The 16,412-nt window shown below is 71.9% G+C and carries 9 protein-coding genes; 1 reads left to right on the plus strand and 8 read right to left on the minus strand.

Annotated elements, in window-relative coordinates:
• Positions 1–3: 3 nt before the first annotated feature.
• From NR112_RS06200 to NR112_RS06235, 8 genes are all read right to left on the minus strand, one after another.
• On the minus strand, positions 4–996 hold the full coding sequence (locus NR112_RS06200) for a MoxR family ATPase (RefSeq protein WP_056779668.1): 993 nt from the start codon (positions 994–996) through the stop codon (positions 4–6).
• Between the two features lie 94 nt (positions 997–1,090).
• Positions 1,091–7,420, minus strand: coding sequence for an Ig-like domain-containing protein (locus NR112_RS06205; RefSeq protein ID WP_256793118.1), 6,330 nt, complete (start codon positions 7,418–7,420; stop codon positions 1,091–1,093).
• Positions 7,417–8,202, minus strand: coding sequence for a hypothetical protein (locus NR112_RS06210; RefSeq protein ID WP_374511671.1), 786 nt, complete (start codon positions 8,200–8,202; stop codon positions 7,417–7,419). Before NR112_RS06210 ends, NR112_RS06205 begins: the two co-directional genes overlap by 4 nt.
• Positions 8,203–8,379: 177 nt before the next feature.
• Positions 8,380–10,080 carry a serine/threonine-protein kinase gene (locus tag NR112_RS06215; RefSeq protein WP_256793119.1) on the minus strand — a complete coding sequence of 567 codons (1,701 nt, stop codon included), beginning with the start codon at positions 10,078–10,080 and terminating at the stop codon, positions 8,380–8,382.
• Between the two features lie 43 nt (positions 10,081–10,123).
• Entirely contained in the window at positions 10,124–12,550 is a 2,427-nt protein-coding gene (locus tag NR112_RS06220; protein ID WP_256793120.1) for an FHA domain-containing protein, read from the minus strand.
• Positions 12,551–12,618: 68 nt separating this feature from the next.
• Positions 12,619–13,431, minus strand: coding sequence for a PP2C family serine/threonine-protein phosphatase (locus NR112_RS06225; RefSeq protein ID WP_256793121.1), 813 nt, complete (start codon positions 13,429–13,431; stop codon positions 12,619–12,621).
• Positions 13,428–13,976 (minus strand): hypothetical protein, encoded by a 549-nt coding sequence (locus NR112_RS06230; protein ID WP_256793122.1) that lies wholly within the window; start codon positions 13,974–13,976, stop codon positions 13,428–13,430. Before NR112_RS06230 ends, NR112_RS06225 begins: the two co-directional genes overlap by 4 nt.
• A gap of 243 nt (positions 13,977–14,219) precedes the next feature.
• Entirely contained in the window at positions 14,220–15,719 is a 1,500-nt protein-coding gene (locus tag NR112_RS06235; protein ID WP_256793123.1) for a CCA tRNA nucleotidyltransferase, read from the minus strand.
• Positions 15,720–15,906: 187 nt separating this feature from the next.
• On the opposite strand from NR112_RS06235, the gene NR112_RS06240 reads away from it, so the two are divergent.
• On the plus strand, positions 15,907–16,392 hold the full coding sequence (locus NR112_RS06240; RefSeq protein ID WP_256793124.1) for an NUDIX hydrolase: 486 nt from the start codon (positions 15,907–15,909) through the stop codon (positions 16,390–16,392).
• Positions 16,393–16,412: the final 20 nt, after the last annotated feature.

The raw sequence follows: 16,412 nt of genomic DNA on the forward strand, positions 1-16,412 counted from the left end.
CGGTCAGGCCGAGGCGCGCTCGGCCGGCGGCGCGATGTCGCCGAGGATCTGGTCGACGCACTGCTCGACGGTCGTCCCGGCGAACTGCGCCTCGGCGTTGAGGAGCAGACGGTGGCTCAGGATGGGCTCGGCGAGCAGCTTGATGTCGTCCGGCACGACGTAGGTGCGGCCCTGGCTCGCCGCCCACGTCTTGGCGCAACGGACGTACGCGAGACAGCCACGGACCGACAGGCCGAGCTTGAGCGACGGGTGACGGCGCGACTCCTCGGCGATCCGGCTGACGTAGCCGAGGATCGCCGGGTCGACGTGCACCTCGTCGGCGAGCTTGGACATCTCGACGATGACGTTGCTCGCGATGAGCGGGCTCAGCGTCTTGGCGCGGTCGCGCGTCTTGGCATCGGCGAGGACGGCGATCGTCGCCTCGTGGTCGGGGTAGCCGACGCTCGCCTTCATGAGGAACCGGTCGAGCTGCGCCTCGGGCAGGCGGTAGGTGCCGGCCTGCTCGATGGGGTTCTGCGTCGCGATGACCATGAAGGGCTCACCGACGGAGTGCGGCTTGCCGTCGATGGTGACCCGGCCCTCCTCCATGACCTCGAGGAGCGCCGACTGGGTCTTGGGCGAGGCGCGGTTGATCTCGTCGGCGAGGACGATGGTCGCGAAGATCGGGCCGGGGTGGAACTCGAAGCTCTGCTTCGTCGGCTCGTAGATGGTGACGCCGGTGACGTCGCTCGGGAGCAGGTCGGGCGTGAACTGGATGCGGCTGTGCGTGCCCTGCACCGTGGCCGAGAGGGCGCGGGCGAGCTGCGTCTTGCCGGTGCCCGGGAAGTCCTCGAGGAGCATGTGCCCCTCGGAGAGCAGGCAGGTCAGCGCGAGGCGCGTCACGTGCTGCTTGCCGAGGACGGCCTTCTCGATGTTGCCGACGAGCTGGTCGAAGGTGTGCGCGAACCAGGTGACCTGCTCCTGCGTGATGCGACCTGTGGTGGGGGTGGCCGTCATGGGTGTCGTTCTCCTGTCATGTGTTTCATCGATCGTGGGGTATGCCGTGTGGCTGGGTCGGGGCGCGGCCGCTCCCTCGCGGAAGTGGGGGCCGTCACCCCCAGGGATTGCGTTGCGCGGAGTCGGACCCGTTCGACGACGAGCAGGTCACGCGGACCCAGCCGTTGGGGAACCCGAAGAACTTGTTGGAGTCGTTGCCGCCGTTCGTCGGGCGGTGCGACCCGCCGGAGCCGTTGTCGGGGTTGGACCAACCGCCGTCGGAGCTGTCGACGGTGCAGCTGATGGCGCCGTTGTAGTTCGACAGGTTGTAGCCGATGTGGTTGCAGTTGGAGCCGCACTGGGTGCCGTCGGGCTTGCGGCACCCGGTCGCCCCGCAGCCACTGCCCTTGTAGACCGAGTTGACCTGCGGCTTGGGCGGAGGCGGTGCGTCGTTCGTCTGTCCGGTCACGAAGCTGGTCCACGGACCGGGCCCAGAGTCCTGGGCGATTGCCCGCACCCGGATCCGCTTCGACGTCGAGTAGGGCAGGCCGCTGAACGTCGTGGAATGCGTGCCGGCGCCGACGGTCGTGTTGCGGTCCCCGTCGATCTCGTAGCCGGTGATGGGGCGGCCGTTGCTCGCCGTCGTGCCCCACCGGAAGGTGATGCTGTGGTCGTCATGGCTCTCGCGCAGGTTCGGGACGTCCTGGGTCTTGCCGTAGGGCGAGATCGACGCGCCGCCGGAGGTCTGGCACAGTCCCGCACTGTTGCACGTGGTCACCGTGATCGTTTGCTGGCCGACGGGAAGGGCGCCCGTCGTCTGGGTGCACGTGCCCGAACCGCAGCCAAAGCTGCCACTGGCACCTGCAGAGGTGGAGTACGTGACCCGCTGGCCGCCGCCCGCGTGGGCAGCTCCGATCGTGTAGGTGACGTCCGCCGTCTTGTCGGCACGAGGCGTGGCCGCGCCGGTGATGGCAGGCTTGTCGGGATAGCCGTTGGCGACGTAGCTCGAGAAGTTGGCCTTGTCGGAGGTCGCCGGTCCGCCGTTCGTCGCCGTGACGACGTACTGCACCGTCTGCCCTTCGTAGGGGATCGTGTCGCTCGCGACGCGCTGGTCACCACCGGACACCGTCGCGATGGGGTTCCACGCGCCACCACCGGTGCGACGGAAGACCTCGTACTTCGTGATGGCCGGGCCGTTCGGGTCGGTCGCGGGCCAGGCGATGGAGACCTGGGCGTCCGCGGCGCCGGGCACGGGTTCGCGGGGGCTCAGCGTCGGCGCCGGCACCGCGGCCGGCTTGCCGAACGACTGCGCCTTGACCTGGGCCCCGAAGGGACCCCAGCCGGCCTCGTTGTTGGCCTGGACCCGGACGTTGTAGGCGTCGTTGTTGATGAGGCCGCTGATGACCTTGGTCAGCCCCGGTGCGGCCACCTCGGCCTGCCCGGTCGCTCCGGCGCTGCCGCCGATGTTGACCCACTGGACGCGGTACTTGAGCACTGTGCTGCCCTCGTTGGGCGGCTCGCTCCAGCGCACGGTCAGCTTGCGGTCGCCCGGCGTGATGTCGGTGATCGACGTCGCCTTCGGCTTGGTGTCGGGCCGCACGGTGTTGCTCCGCGGGCTCTGGTCGGACCAGCCGACGGGGTTGCGGCTGCGGACCGTGAACGAGTAGTCCTGACCGTTGGTCAGCCCCGTGACGGTGCACGGGGAGGACGAGCAGGCCTTGGTGCCACCACCCGGTCCGATCGCGGTGACCTCGTAGGCCTGGATCGGCAGGCCGCCGTCGTAAGCCGGCGGCCGGAAGTCGACCCGGGCGCTGCTGCCGAGGATGCGGTCGGCGACCGCGGTCGGCGCGGCCATGGGGTCGGGCTTGCTGCGGACGCTGACGGAGACCTGGCCGAGCGCCGCGGGTCGACCGGGCGCGTCGACGGCCTGCACCGTGATGCGCGCGTCGCCGCGGCCCTTGTCCGACGCGGACACCGTGATCTGGCAGCCGCTCTGCGTGACGCTGACTCCCGTGCCCGAGACGACCCGGGCCGACTGCACCTGGCAGCGGGGAGCGGACAGCGGGCTGTCGAGGTACTGCGACAGGTTGACGGTGCGGCTCGTCCCGGCGATGAGGCCCTCGACCCGAACGGGACGCAGCGTGGCTGCGGGTGGGGCGCTGACGACCCGCACCTTGATCTTGAAGGACTCCGCACCCCCCTTGGCCTTGACCGTGACCGCGCCGGTAGAGCCCTCCTGGGCGGCCGGCTGGGCCTTGAGGACGACCTGGCGCCCACCGGCGCCGGTCTGGTTCAGGTCGACGCGGTCGATGGCGGGGTCCCACGTGGCTTCGTACTGCGCGGTGTTCGCGTCCATCCCGGTGGGCAGCCAGGCGTGGCAGAGCCGTGGGATGTCGAAGGTGCGGGCCGGGCCGTCGGCGACGAGCCTGACCTCGTGGTCGGGGCAGCGCAGCACCGGCACGTCGGGCCCGATCTGGACCGGGATCGTGACGTACGCCTTCTGGGCTGCCTTGTCGGACGGGCCGTTCGCGTTCGTCACCTCGAGCATGAGGGCGGCCGGTCCGACGTAGCCGTTGGTGGAGGTGAGCTTGAGCTCGGTGCCGGACGAGAGGGCGGACTGGAGGTCCTCGTCGGGCGACGTCGAGATCGTCTCGGGCGACGTGACCGAGACCTTGCCGTCACGGGGGTCGACGACGTAGTCGGCCAGGCTGACGTCGACCGTCGAGTCGGCGCCCATCTTGATGGTCTTGCCGTCGACGACGTAGGGCGCACCGTTGGTGCCGGCCGGAACGTAGATGAGGGCCATGGCCGACGCGCCGTCGGCATCCTCGATGACGTAGGGCACGACGCGTGCCTGCGGACGCAGCTGGATGCGCAGCTTGCGACCCTCGCGGACGACGCCGTCGCCGATGAACTTCGTGATCTTGAGACTCGCCTGGTCACCGTCGAGGTCGCGGTCGTTGGCGAGCGCGTCGACGAGGATCGAGGTCTCGCCCTGCTTGGCGAGGCCGGTGTCGTCGACGGCGATCGGCGGGTTGTTGAAGTCCTTCTGGCCGCGAACGGTCAACGTCGACTTCGACGCGTCGAAGAGCCCGTCGGTGATGCCGTAGGTCAGCACCTTGGCCGGGCCGTCCTCGGGGGCGACGACCTTGAAGGTGTCGTCCTTCTGCTTCTGGAAGTCCTTGAGCACGTCGGCGTCGTTGAGCGTCGACAGGTCGACGAACGACACCGAGTCACCCGCGGCGATGAGGTCGTTCGACAGGACGTCGGCGTGGACCGTGCGCCCGGGGGCGGCGACGACGTCGTCCTCGACGGCGACCGGCGGCTGCGGGTCGCCCGGCTGGACGACACCGACGCGCACGAAGCCCTCGCTCGTCAGGCCGAAGCGGTCGCGCAGCTGGTAGCGGATGACCTCCGTGCCGGCGCTGCGCGGGTAGGCCTCGTAGCGGATCGTCGCGGCACCGAAGCCGAGGACGCGACCGAGCTTGAGGTCGACGGCTTTGCCGTCCTCGCCGACGATCCCGCTGACGAAGGTCAGGTCACCGTCGGGGTCGACGCCACTCGTCGGCACCGTGATGGCCAGGGTGTCACCGGCGGTCACGCTGGCCGAGAAGCTGCGCGCCGACGGGGGCTGGTTGGGGTACTTCACCGCATCGGGCAGCGGGTTGATCGTGACGTTGATGCGCCCGGTCACCGCGCGGGCCCGCAGGCCCTCGGGGTAGGTGGCGTACTCGAGGATGGCCGACGTCGGGCCCTTGAGGGTCTCCTGGTCGGGGACGTAGCGCACGACGGTGCCGGAGGCGAAGGCCTGACCGCCGCCGGAGAGCACCTTGACGCCGGCGGGGTCGAGCTTGAGCGGGATGCCCTCGCTCATGGAGTCGTTGTCGAGCGCCGGGATCGTCACGGCGTCACCGACGCGGACGGTCGCGACGTCGTCGACGACGGTCGGCAGCACCTTGTCCTTGGGCTCCGGCTTCTGCACGACCGACAGCTGTCCGACCGCGGTCTTCGTGCCGTCGCTTATCGTGTAGCTGACGGTGCCGCGGCGCGGGGTGTCACCGTCGAGCGGGGCCGTGGCCTCGGCGCGGACCCACCGGCCCTGCACGACCGAGACGCGCAGCCACGCGTCGCCGGTCACGACGCGCTGGACCACGAGGACGTCGCTGCGCGGGCTGTAGTCGTTGGAGAGCACGTCGGCGATGACCGGCGTCTGACCACGGAGCACGGCGGCGTCCGGCGTCGCGACGGGCGGCAGGTCGACCGACGGGTTCGGCAGGATGTCGACGCGGATGCGGCCGACGCTGACGCCGGAACCGACCTGGGCGGCATACGTCACCGTCGAGGTGCCGGGGGTCTGCCCCGTCACCGTGAGGACGCTCGTGTCGAGGTTGGTGTCGAGCTTGAGCTGGCCCGGGCCCTTGACCGACTGCGCGAGGCGCATGCGGGCCTGCGGGTCGGTCGGGTCGGCGCCGGCGATGTCGTTGCCGAGCGGCTGGAGCTGCACCGGCTTGCCGACGACCGCGCGCACGACGTCGGGCTGCGTCTTCGGCGGGACGGCCTTGCTGTCCTGCTCGCTCAGCACGTCGAGCGTGACCGACGCCTTCTGGGTGCCGCCGCGGCCGTCGTCGACGACGTAGTCGACGACCTGGTCGCCCTTGTCGCCCTGGGCCTTGACCGTGAGCGCGCCGGAGCCGTCGACACCCGTGGTGGTCGGGTCGACCGCCGAGACCTGGATCGGGTCGTTCTCGGCGTCGCGCCAGTCGGCGATGACGCCGATGCGCACCGAGCCGCTCGCGACGACGGGGTACTTCGCCTGGGCGAGCTTGGCCTGACCGGTGCGGATCTTCGGCGGGGTGTTGGTGTCGGCGCCGACGATGCGGACGTTGACCTTGGCCGTGGCCCGGCCGTTCTTGGCGGTCGTGCCGTTGTTGACGGTGTAGTCGAAGGAGAACGAGCCGCTCGCCTCCTCGGGCACGGTCACCTGGACGGTCTGGCCGTCGGCCGAGGCGCTCGAGGAGATGCCCTCGACGGCGGGCTGGGTGACGTCCCCCGGGGAGATCGCGAGGATCGAGCCCTGCGAGTCGGAGTCGTTGTCGAGCACGTGCAGGGTCGAGGTGCGCCCCGCACGGACCTGCAGGTTGTCCGGCTGCGCCTTGGGCGGCGTGCGGCTCACCTCGTCGTCGACGAGGTTCTCGTCCTTCTTCTTGTTCTTGTCGTCGGTCTGCGGCGGCGGGATGACCGAGTTCCAGTTGTCGATCTTGACGCGGTTGCGGTCGATGTCCCAGACGTCACCGGAGTCGAGGTCGTTGAGGACGATGAGCCCACGGTTGACGCGCAGCTTGACGCCGTCGGTGCGCACGCCCTTCTTCATCGCTCCGAGGTCGACCGTGTCGGCGTCGGTGGGCGACCCGCAGTTGCGGCCGTAGTAGACGTGGGAGGCCCCGGCCCACGCCGCGTGGATGCAGCTCGCGAGACGCACGGGCGCGGAGAGGAAGAGCCGCTGGCCCGGAGCGCCCTGGCTCAGCTTCACGCCACCGGTCGTCGGGCCGTCGCCGGTCAGGGCGACCTGCGTCAGCTGCGCCTCGTCCTGGATGAGGACGGAGGCTGCGTCGGGGCCGGGCTGCTGGAGCGCCGCGAAGGCGGGGTTGCCGGGCTCGGCGTTGCCGACCGAGAGCTGCTCGGGCTCGGTGAGGGCGTCGGAGTAGAGCTTGCCCGTGGCGGAGTCCCAGACGACCCAGTGGCTGCCCACCGCAGTCACCTGCGCCGACTTCGAGGTGAACCCGAGCTTCGTCGTGACCGGCGGGGCGAACGCCGTGCCCGCGGGCCTCAGCACCGTGACCGTCCCGACCTCGGCGGACACGGCATACACCGTGCCGTCGACGCCGACGCCGACGGCGGAGTTGCCGCCCACCTTCGCGAGCGGCTTGGCCTGGGTCTGGAGGGCGTCGAGGCCGGTGATGCCGCTCCGGTCGTCGACCCGCTGGGCCCGCAGCTCGCCCTTGGCCGGGTCGATCATCGCGATCGTCCCGCCGCGCACGTCGACGAGGGGGGCGGTGAAGACGCGGTTGCCGGTGGCCGTGCTCGGCTTCGGCACGACGATCGACTGCTCAGGAGCGAGGGTGCCCTCGGCCGGGTTGATCGGGACGATCTGGTTGCTCGCCTTGGAGTAGCCGACGATCGCGGCGCCGTCCTGGAAGATGTCGAGACCCGACCCGGTCGAGCCGTCGGACAGGACGCCGGCGTCGAGCTGGCCGGCCGGCTTGTTGATGCGGCCGTAGCGCGCCTGCTCGGAGTTGGTGACCCAGATGCCACCGTCGTTGAGGTCGGCCTTGCGGACGATCTCGCCGTCGCTGCGGGTGGCGAGCCACACGAGCAGGCTCGCGACGAGGGCGACGACGACGGTGGAGATGACTCCGACCCGTCGCTTGGTGGCGGCGGTGCTCATGCGTTCCCCTGTTCGGCGACGACCATGCGGTCCTCGGCCCGTTTCTCTTCAGCTGGCGTGGTGTCGGTGGTGGCCGCGTCGTCGATGAGGGCGAGGTCGTCCTCGGTGACGAGCTTCGTCGAGAGCGCGTGCTCGACGAGGCGGGCCTTGCGGTTGGTCGCGAGCTTGCCGACGCCGCCGTGCAGGCCGCGCGTGCCGGCGTCGGCGAGCTTCTGGCAGACGTTGTCGAGCTTGCGGTTGAAACGGGTGACGGTCCAGCCGAGCCGTTCGGCGGCAGCGGCCGAGGAGGGTATCTGGCTCGTACCCGCTTCCCGACGGCGCAGGAACGGCTCGCAGAGCGCGACGATGAGCAGCTTCTGGTCGGGGGTGAACGAGACGCGCCCGACCGTGGCCGCGCCGACCTCCTCGTCGTGGGAGTCGGCCGGAGGGTCGGCGGTCACGGACGTGAAGGCGGGGCTCGCGACGTGGATCTCGAAGTCGTAGGTCGTGGGACCGGCCGTGAACCAGACGATGAGCTGCTTCATCGCGAGCGGGATCTTCGCGCCCGGGTTGAGCCACGCCTGGAAGAGGCCCTGCTCGTCGGCGACCGTGGCCGTCAGGGTCGAGCCGGTGTTGGTCAGCCACCAGAAGCCGTTCTCGAACGACACGACGAGGAAGGTGCGGTGCAGGTAGGGGTTGTCATCCACCTCGACGTCGCCGGTCCGACCGATGGTCAGTCCGGTGTCGGGTGACACGGAGTACTCCTCGCCGCAGAACACGACGGTCACCTTGCTGTGGATCACGATCAGGTCCCCTCATCCCTGTCGACACGCTCTCGCGCGGGCGCTGCGGCTAACGATGTCCAGTCGCTGCGCGTTACGGACGTCTGTGGTGGTTTGGTGGTGTCTGCGTCGAGGTTGCCGGTCCGACCGTTTCGCGTCCACCCGCCCGCGTACTCAGGCAGCTGGTGGCGCCCGCCCTCACTGCGCGGTCTCGCACTGGACGTCGGCCCCCGGAGAGGCCTGGCCGGCGCGGGCCACGACGACGGTGGCACACACCTTCGTGCCCTTCGGTGCCTTGACGGTGTAGGTCCTGGCCGTGACGGAGACGAGCCTGGCCCGCTCCGGGTTCCCCGCGTCGGACGGCGTCGGCCCGTAGGACACCCGGAAGGTGTCCTTCGTCGAGGGCTGCGGGTAGTTCCACGTGAAACGGACACTGCCCCGACCCGACGTCGCCGAGACGGTCGGCTTGTCGAAGACCCCGTCGCCGATCGCACTGTCGTCACCGGGCATGGAGACCGTGGCGCTCGGCGTGGGCGTCGCCGGGGTCGGGTCGCCGGACCCGGACCGGAGCACGAGGAAGACGACGAGACCGACGAGGACGACCACCGAGGCCGCGAGACCCCAGAGCACTGCGGGCTTCGCGAGCGGGGACGTCGATGCGGGCGCGGGCACCGGAAGCGCCTGTGTCCCAGGCGTGCTCGCGGCGCGACGGATCGTCGCCTCCTCGGCGGAGTCGCGTCCCAGCGGAGCCGTCTGGCTCCTCACCGGGTCGGTCACGGCGGCCGGACGCACCGGTGCCGCTGCGGCCGGGACGCTCTGGCTCGGCATCGGCGCCGGTGACCAGCGCTGCCCCGCCGCCTCGGAGCGGCGGCGCGTCTCGTCCTCGAGCATCGTCGGCGACGGACCGACGGGCTGGGCGACGACGGTCTGCGGCGCCTTGATCCGTGTCCGGTCGTCGTCGTCGGCGCCTCGACCCGTGGGCGAGCCCTGGGTCTGGCTGACGAGGGTCGTGTGCCCCTGCTCGTCGAGGACGACGATGGGCGTGCGGCCCAGCCGCTGCCGCTGCTCCACGGCCTGGAGCGCGCGGGCGAACTCGAGCGCCGACGCCGGTCGGTGCGCCGGGTCCTTGGCCATCGCCTGGGCCAGCAGTCGCTCGAGGCCGGCCGGCACGTCCTGGCGACCCGTCGCGGGCGGCGCGGTGCTGCGGATCCGCGGCATCAACGCGTACGCCGAGTTGTCGCCGCCCGGGATCTCGAAGGGCGACCGGCCCACGAGCAGCTGCCACAGCGTCGCGGCGAGCGAGTAGACGTCGGAGCGCTCGTCGCCGTTGCTCTGGCCGTAGAGCACCTCCGGCGGAGCCCACGGGACGGAGACACCCACGTCGTCGGTGGTCTCGGCCTCGACGTCGCCCTCGCGGGCACCGCGGCCGGCGATGCCGAAGTCGGTCAGGCCCGGGGCACCGTACGCGCTGATGAGGACGTTGGCCGGCTTGATGTCGCGATGCGTGATGTGGGCGCGGTGTGCCGTCTCGACGGCACTCGCGAGCTGGATGCCGGTGCGCAGGACGTCCTCGACCGAGAAGCGCTCGGCCCGGGCCCGCATCGCCAGGTTGGGCGGCGGGTAGTACTTCATGACGAGGTAGGGACGGCCGTCGTCCGAGGCACCGGAACGGAAGACCTGCACGATGTACGGGTGGTCGCCGAGGGCGGCCATGGTGTCGGCCTCCTCGACGAACTGCTGGCGCAGCGCGTCGGTCAGGCCCTCGGACTTGAGCACCTTGACCGCGACCGGCATGCGGGGGCTCTGCTGCTCGTAGAGGAAGACGTCGGCGTAGCCGCCGGAGCCGAGCGGCTGGACGAAGACGAGCCCCGGGATCTTCGGGGGCGCACCCTTCTTCACGAGGCACCTCCGTCCGCGGCCGGCAGGTGGTCGGGCGTGCGGATCACGACGCCGCTTCGAAGGTGAAGGAGACCTCGTCGGCCATGGACACGAGCGACCCGGGCTCGAGGACCTGCTGGTCGTTGGCGCGCAGGCGGAGCGGGCTCTCGCCGGGCAGCGTCACCGTCGTGCCGTTGGTCGTCCCGAGGTCACGGATGAGCACGTGCCAGCCCTCGAGGATGACCTCGACGTGGTTGCGCGACACGTCGCGCTCGGGGCTCGGGACCTTGACCACGTGCGGTCGGTCGTGGACGGCCAGGCCGTCACCGAGCTTCGGCGCGCGGCCGAGCAGCACGCTGCGGTCGAGGGTCACGACGTCACCCGTCGACAGGCGGAGGACGCCGAGGGGCGGGCGCGGCATCGTGAAAGGTTCCTGCGGCGGGATGCTCGAGCCGCAGATCCGGCAACGGTCGCTGTGGGGCGGCGTCGGGTGACCCGCGGAGCAGAGGACGGCCAGGACGCTGGGACCGGAGAACGTCTGGTTCTGCGCGGCGTTGCGGGCCTCGAGCAGGGCGCTACGGTCCACGGTCAGCTCCGTCTCGTCGTCGTCGTCGGTCCCGGGGCCGACGTCGAGGGCGGGAGCGGACGTGGGCGCGACCGGTTCTGGGACCGGGGCCCTCGGGGCGACCGGGGCGGCGGGGGGCACGGCGGCGGGAAGCGAGATGGGCACGTCGAAGGTGGGCTCGGCAGGCGGCTGCGCCGCTTCGGCGTATGCCGTCACGGCGGGCGGTGTGGATGCCGCGGCCGGCGCGGGTGCGGGGCCGGTGCTCGCCGGCGGCGGTCCGGTCGAGATGAGCGGGGTCGCCTCGGGTGCGCGGACCCCCGGGGGCGGGGTGTTCATCGGGGGCAGCAGGCTCGGGGCCGGCGGCGGCGTGTGCCGTCCGGAGAAGGTCGGGACCTGGGGCTCCGGCTCGGGCTTGGGGACGTCCACCGCCGGGGCGGGGCTGGCCCACGGCACGGAGGAGATGAGACCACCCTCAGGCACGACCGGTGCGGACGGGAGGGGCCGCGCCGGTACCTCGGGCGTCGGGGCTGCGTTCGAGACCGGCGCGTCGGACGCACCGGCGACGGGTGGGACGGAGGGGCCGACCGGGGCGGGCAGGTCGTCGTCCTCGTCGTGCCCGGTCTCTTCGTCATCGGACCGGGTCAGCGAGGCGAGCACCTTCCGGTGCTCGTCGGCGGCCGTGGTGTGGCCGAAGAGGTAGTCGTAGCTCGGCGGCGCTGCGGGTTGCTCGTCGGCGACGTCGCCCGCGTCGTCGAGGCCGGCGGTGGCGGGCCCGGGGACCGGGGGGCGGACCGCTCCGCCCACGGGCGCCGACGGAGTCGTGGACGTCGGGGACCCGGGGTCCGGGTCGAGCACCGGTCGGGCCGCCCACGTCGAGTCGAGGTCACGCGCCGCCGCCGCCACGGGAAGGTCATCAGACACAGGCGCCGACGCGGCCGGGTCCGTGGCGGCGACGGGTGCCAGGGGCGTCGACGCGATCGGCGACGGGCCGGCATCGTCGCCGACGACGTCGCTCGTCGGGGTGGCACGCACCGGCACGGCAGGAGCGACCGAGGTCCACGAGCGGAGCGCCGGCGCCGGGGCGACGGGGGGCTCGGGCGTGATGTCGGTCGCTGGAGGGAACGAGTCGGCTTCGTTTTCCGAATCAGCCTGCGCCACAGGCTCTTCCGGCCGGACCACCCCGGAATCCGCTGCGGTAGTCGTGAATTCGTGGCTGGCCGCACTCGGCTCGGACGGGTTTCGTGGAGTGCTGCCCTGGGTCCAGCTGCGTTCCCAGGCCGACCGGTCCGGCCCGACCTGCGCGCCATGCACGGCCGCGGACGTGCTGTCGCCGCCCGCTGACGCAGCGAAGGTCGGGATGCCACCGGCCGGTGCCGACTGGTCAGGCCGGGGCTCGGCTGCTGCGTCGCGCCGGCTGCTCACCACGGGTGTGTCAGCCACGGCGATGGACGGCGCGGGCTGCCGCGTCGTCCCGGTGTCCGGGGTCGCCTCGGCCGGCTCGTCCGGCACGGTGAGCTGCGCCGACTCGCCCGGTGCAGCGGGGGACGCGGCGGGTGCGGGGCCCCCCGAAGGAGGTCCTGCCATGAGGTCCTGGGCAGGCACGGGCTGCGCCCGCTCGGACTCCTCGAGCACCCGGAGCACGACCCGGTCGGGATGGTCGGGCAGCTCGAGGTCCGTCCAGACCCTGCTGCTCGTGGCGCGCACGTCGTGCTCGGTGCCGTCGGCGAGGGACACGAGCGCCGAGACCGGCCCGAAGGCGACGATGCGGGTGCGCGGCTGCCAGTGCACGCCGACGAAGTGGTGCGCCTTGCGCATCCCGCCGGCCGTCAGCACCTCGACGACGTCGTCGATGTCACCGCCGTCGGCCGCGTCGCTCGCGGCGATGGTGCGCTCGTCGTCCTCGTCGAGTCCGATGAGCAGGTGCATGCCAGGGCCCCCGATGTGCGTCCACCCTTCGGGGGCCCGGTCGACAACCACGGACGGGCCACTCACGTCTACGACCTGCTCTCCCCTGATGAGCCGTTCACGTTCTCGCGCGGGGTCGTGTCCTCGTCGACGTCCGAGTCGGAGTCCTCGCCCTGTACGGCGACGACGATAGCAGTGACGTTGTCCCGGCCACCGGCCTCGACGGCACGTCGCACGAGCTCCGTGGCGGCCTCGTCGGCGTCGGGGTGGTCGGCGAGGACGGCTTCGATCTCCTCGAGGGTGAGCTCGTTGGACAGGCCGTCGGAGCAGATGACGAACGCCTCGCCCGGGTAGGGCGGGAAGACCCACGTGTCGACGACGCCCATCGGGTCGCGCCCGAGCGATCGCGTGACGACGTTGCGCCCGGGGTGGCGGTGGGCCTGCTCCGGGGTGATGAGGCCGCGCTCGACGAGCTCCCAGACCTCGGAGTGGTCGACGGTCACCTGCGAGAGCCGGCCGTCGAGACGGCGGTAGACGCGGGAGTCGCCGATGTTGAAGACCGCCCAGTGACGCGACCCCCCGACGGACACGAGGGCGAGTCCGGTGACGGTCGTGCCCATCCCGGTCTGCTCGGGGTGTCGCGCGGCCGACGCGAGGATGCGGCGGTTGGCCTCGCCGACCTGGGCGACGATGTCGCGCACCTGCACGACAGATCGTTCCGCGAGCTCCCCGACGGTCTCGGCGGCGATCCGGCTCGCGACCTCGCCCGCGGCATGGCCACCCATCCCGTCGGCGACGACGTAGACGGTGCCCTGCATGCACGCGGAGTCCTCGTTGTGGGCCCGGACCCGACCGACGTCGGTGGCCAGACCTGCCGAGATGGCCGGCACCGTCGTGCTCATGCGTCCACGTCCAGGTGCAGGTCGGCGGCCGCGTCGACGTCCGAGTCGTCAGCGGCGCCCCACGGGGTGACGCGCGCCGTCGTCAGCACCTGGCGGATGAGCTCGTAGTCAGCCTCGGCGTCGGCGCCACCCACCGCGCCGGTCAGCTGGACGAGGTGGGCCGGGGCATCGGCCGCGGCAGGCCCCCCGGGGGTGACCAGGTGGAAGAGGTTGGCCTGCAGGACGGTCTCGACGTCCGCGTCCGGCCACGTCGCGTCGCAGCCGACGAACTGCGCGCCACCGAGGTCGGCGGCATACGGCTCGGAGACGGCTCCGCCCCGTGAGGTGGCCAGGGAGGCGATCTGCTCGAGGGAGTCCTCGATGCGGAAGGACGGCCCGCACTGCTCGATCGTGACGACGACGTTGGGTGCGAACGCCCCCTCGCGCGGCAGTCGCGCCGCCATCGTCGTGCCCGGTGCGTGCGCGGGCTCCCAGCCCTCCGGCACCTCGAGGGCCACCGACGGCTGGCCCGGGAAGTCGGCGCTCGGGTAGGCGAGGGTGCTCATGGGCTCGTTCCTTTCGGTCGTTCCCGCGGGGGTCGGGGACGGCGCGGTCAGTCAATCATTCACGCGATGCCGTGTCAGATCGGGTGACGCACCGTCACGACGGCCGTCGTCGCGCGGGGACGAGGTCCCGTCGAGCGTACGACTGCGCCACCCGGCGCCGCGATGGGGAGAACTCCCCGCCCGCACGTCGGGCAGCACCTCAGGCGCAGCCCCCGCGCACAGCCCGACGGTGGGCGTGGCCCATCAGCCCACCGACTCGCGGGCGGCCCACCAGGCGAGCAGCTTCTCGCGGGCGGCGTCCTTGCCGATGGGTCCGTCGTCGAGCCGGACCGACAGGAGGAAGTCGTAGGCCTCGCCCAGCACCGGCCCGGGACGGATCGCGAGCGCCTCGGCGATCTCGTTGCCGTTGAGCTCGGGGCGGACGCTCGCCAGCTCCTCCTCGGCCGCGAGCCGCTCGATGCGCTTCTCGAGGTCGTCGTACGCGCGTGAGAGCCGCTGCGCCTTGCGGGCGTTGCGCGTCGTGCAGTCCGACCGCGTCAGGCGGTGCAGGCGCGTGAGCAGTGGCCCGGCGTCGTTGACATAGCGCCGCACGGCCGAGTCGGTCCACTGCCCGTCGCCGTATCCGTGGAACCGCAGGTGCAGCTCGACGAGGCGCGCGACCTGCTTGGTCGTGTCCTTGTCGAAGCGCATCGCCTTCATCCGCTTGCTCGCGAGCTTGGCGCCGACGAGCTCGTGGTGGTGGAAGGAGACCCCCCCGCCGTCCTCGAAGCGACGGGTGGCGGGCTTTCCGATGTCGTGGAGCAGGGCGGCGAGACGCAGCACGAGGTCGGGGCCGGGCACCGACTCCGGCGGCCCGTCCGCGGGACCCTCGAGGTCGATCGCCTGCTCGAGGACGATGAGCGAGTGGTCGTAGACGTCCTTGTGCCGGTGGTGCTCGTCGAGCTCGAGGCGCAGCGCGGGCAGCTCGGGCAGGAAGACCTCGGCGAGGCCGGTGTCGACGAGGAGGGTCAGACCCAGCCGGGGCTGGGGCGACAGGAGCAGCTTGGTGAACTCGTCGCGGACCCGTTCGGCCGAGATGATCGAGAGGGTGTCGGCCCGCTCGACCATCGCCGCCCGCACCTCGGGCGCGACGTCGAAGCCGAGCTGGGAGGCGAAGCGCGCCGCTCGCATCATCCGCAGCGGGTCGTCGGCGAAGGACTCCTCGGGCGCAGCCGGTGTCATGAGTCGCTGCCGCACGAGGTCGGACAGCCCGCCGTGGACGTCGACGAACTCGAGGCCGGGCAGCCGGATCGCCATGGCGTTGACGGTGAAGTCACGCCGGACGAGGTCGCCCTCGAGGCTGTCGCCGAACATCACCTCGGGCTTGCGCGACGTGCGGTCGTAGGTGTCGGCGCGGTAGGTCGTGATCTCGATGACGTGCGGGCCCTTGCGCAGGCCGATGGTGCCGAACTCGCGACCGATGTCCCAGTGCGCGTCGGCCCATCCGACGACGAGCGCCAGGATGTCGTCGGGTCGGGCGTCGGAGGTGAGGTCGAGATCGGGCGAGACACGCCCGAGGAAGGCGTCGCGCACCGGTCCGCCGACGAGGGCCAGCTCGTGCCCCGCAGCGGCGAACCGCTCCCCCAGCTCGGTCAACAGGGGCAGGACGGGTGCGAGCCGGGCGACGGCGGCCCGCAGGAGCGGGAGACCGGCGTCGGCCGGCTCGGGGCTGTCGGCGAGGGACGTGTCGGAACGGTCAGGCACCCGACCAGCCTAGTGAGCGTTCGCCCTGCACCTGACCGCGCGCGTACGCGTGGGGTGGGCCACGCAGACGCGCCGGGACTCGACGGGGATGACCGGTCCCGGCCCGGACACGCCGGTCGGCACCCCTCGCGTGCGGGGTCTCCCCGACGACGAGGGCGCTCCGGGCCTTGCCCGTTATGGTGGCGATGTGAGCGCGCAGCCCGTCCCCAGCCCCGTGCCGGGGAGGCGTCTGCCCGCCGTCGAGGAGCGCTCTGCGGGCGGCATCGTCGTGGACGTCCAGGAGGGTCTGGCCCTCATCGCGATCATCGCCCGCCGCAACCGGGCCGGCCGCGTCGAGTGGTGTCTGCCCAAGGGCCACGTCGAGCCGGGCGAGACGCTCGTCGAGACGGCCGCGCGCGAGGTGGCCGAGGAGACCGGCATCGTGGGCCGCGTGCTCGTCGAGCTCGGCACCATCGACTACTGGTTCGCGACGTCCGACAAGCGCGTCCACAAGTTCGTGCACCACTACCTCCTCGAGGCCACGGGGGGTGAGCTCTCCATCGAGAACGACCCCGACCACGAGGCCATCGACGTCGCCTGGATGCGCCTCGACGAGGTGCACCGCAGGCTCACCTTCCCCAACGAGCGCCGCATCGCGCAGGCGGCGTGGAACCGGCTGGCGGGGACGGCGTGATCCTTCGAGGGTCGCGGCGT

This window comes from Terrabacter sp. Ter38 (genome assembly GCF_024519435.1).
Taxonomy (GTDB): Bacteria; Actinomycetota; Actinomycetes; order Actinomycetales; family Dermatophilaceae; genus Terrabacter.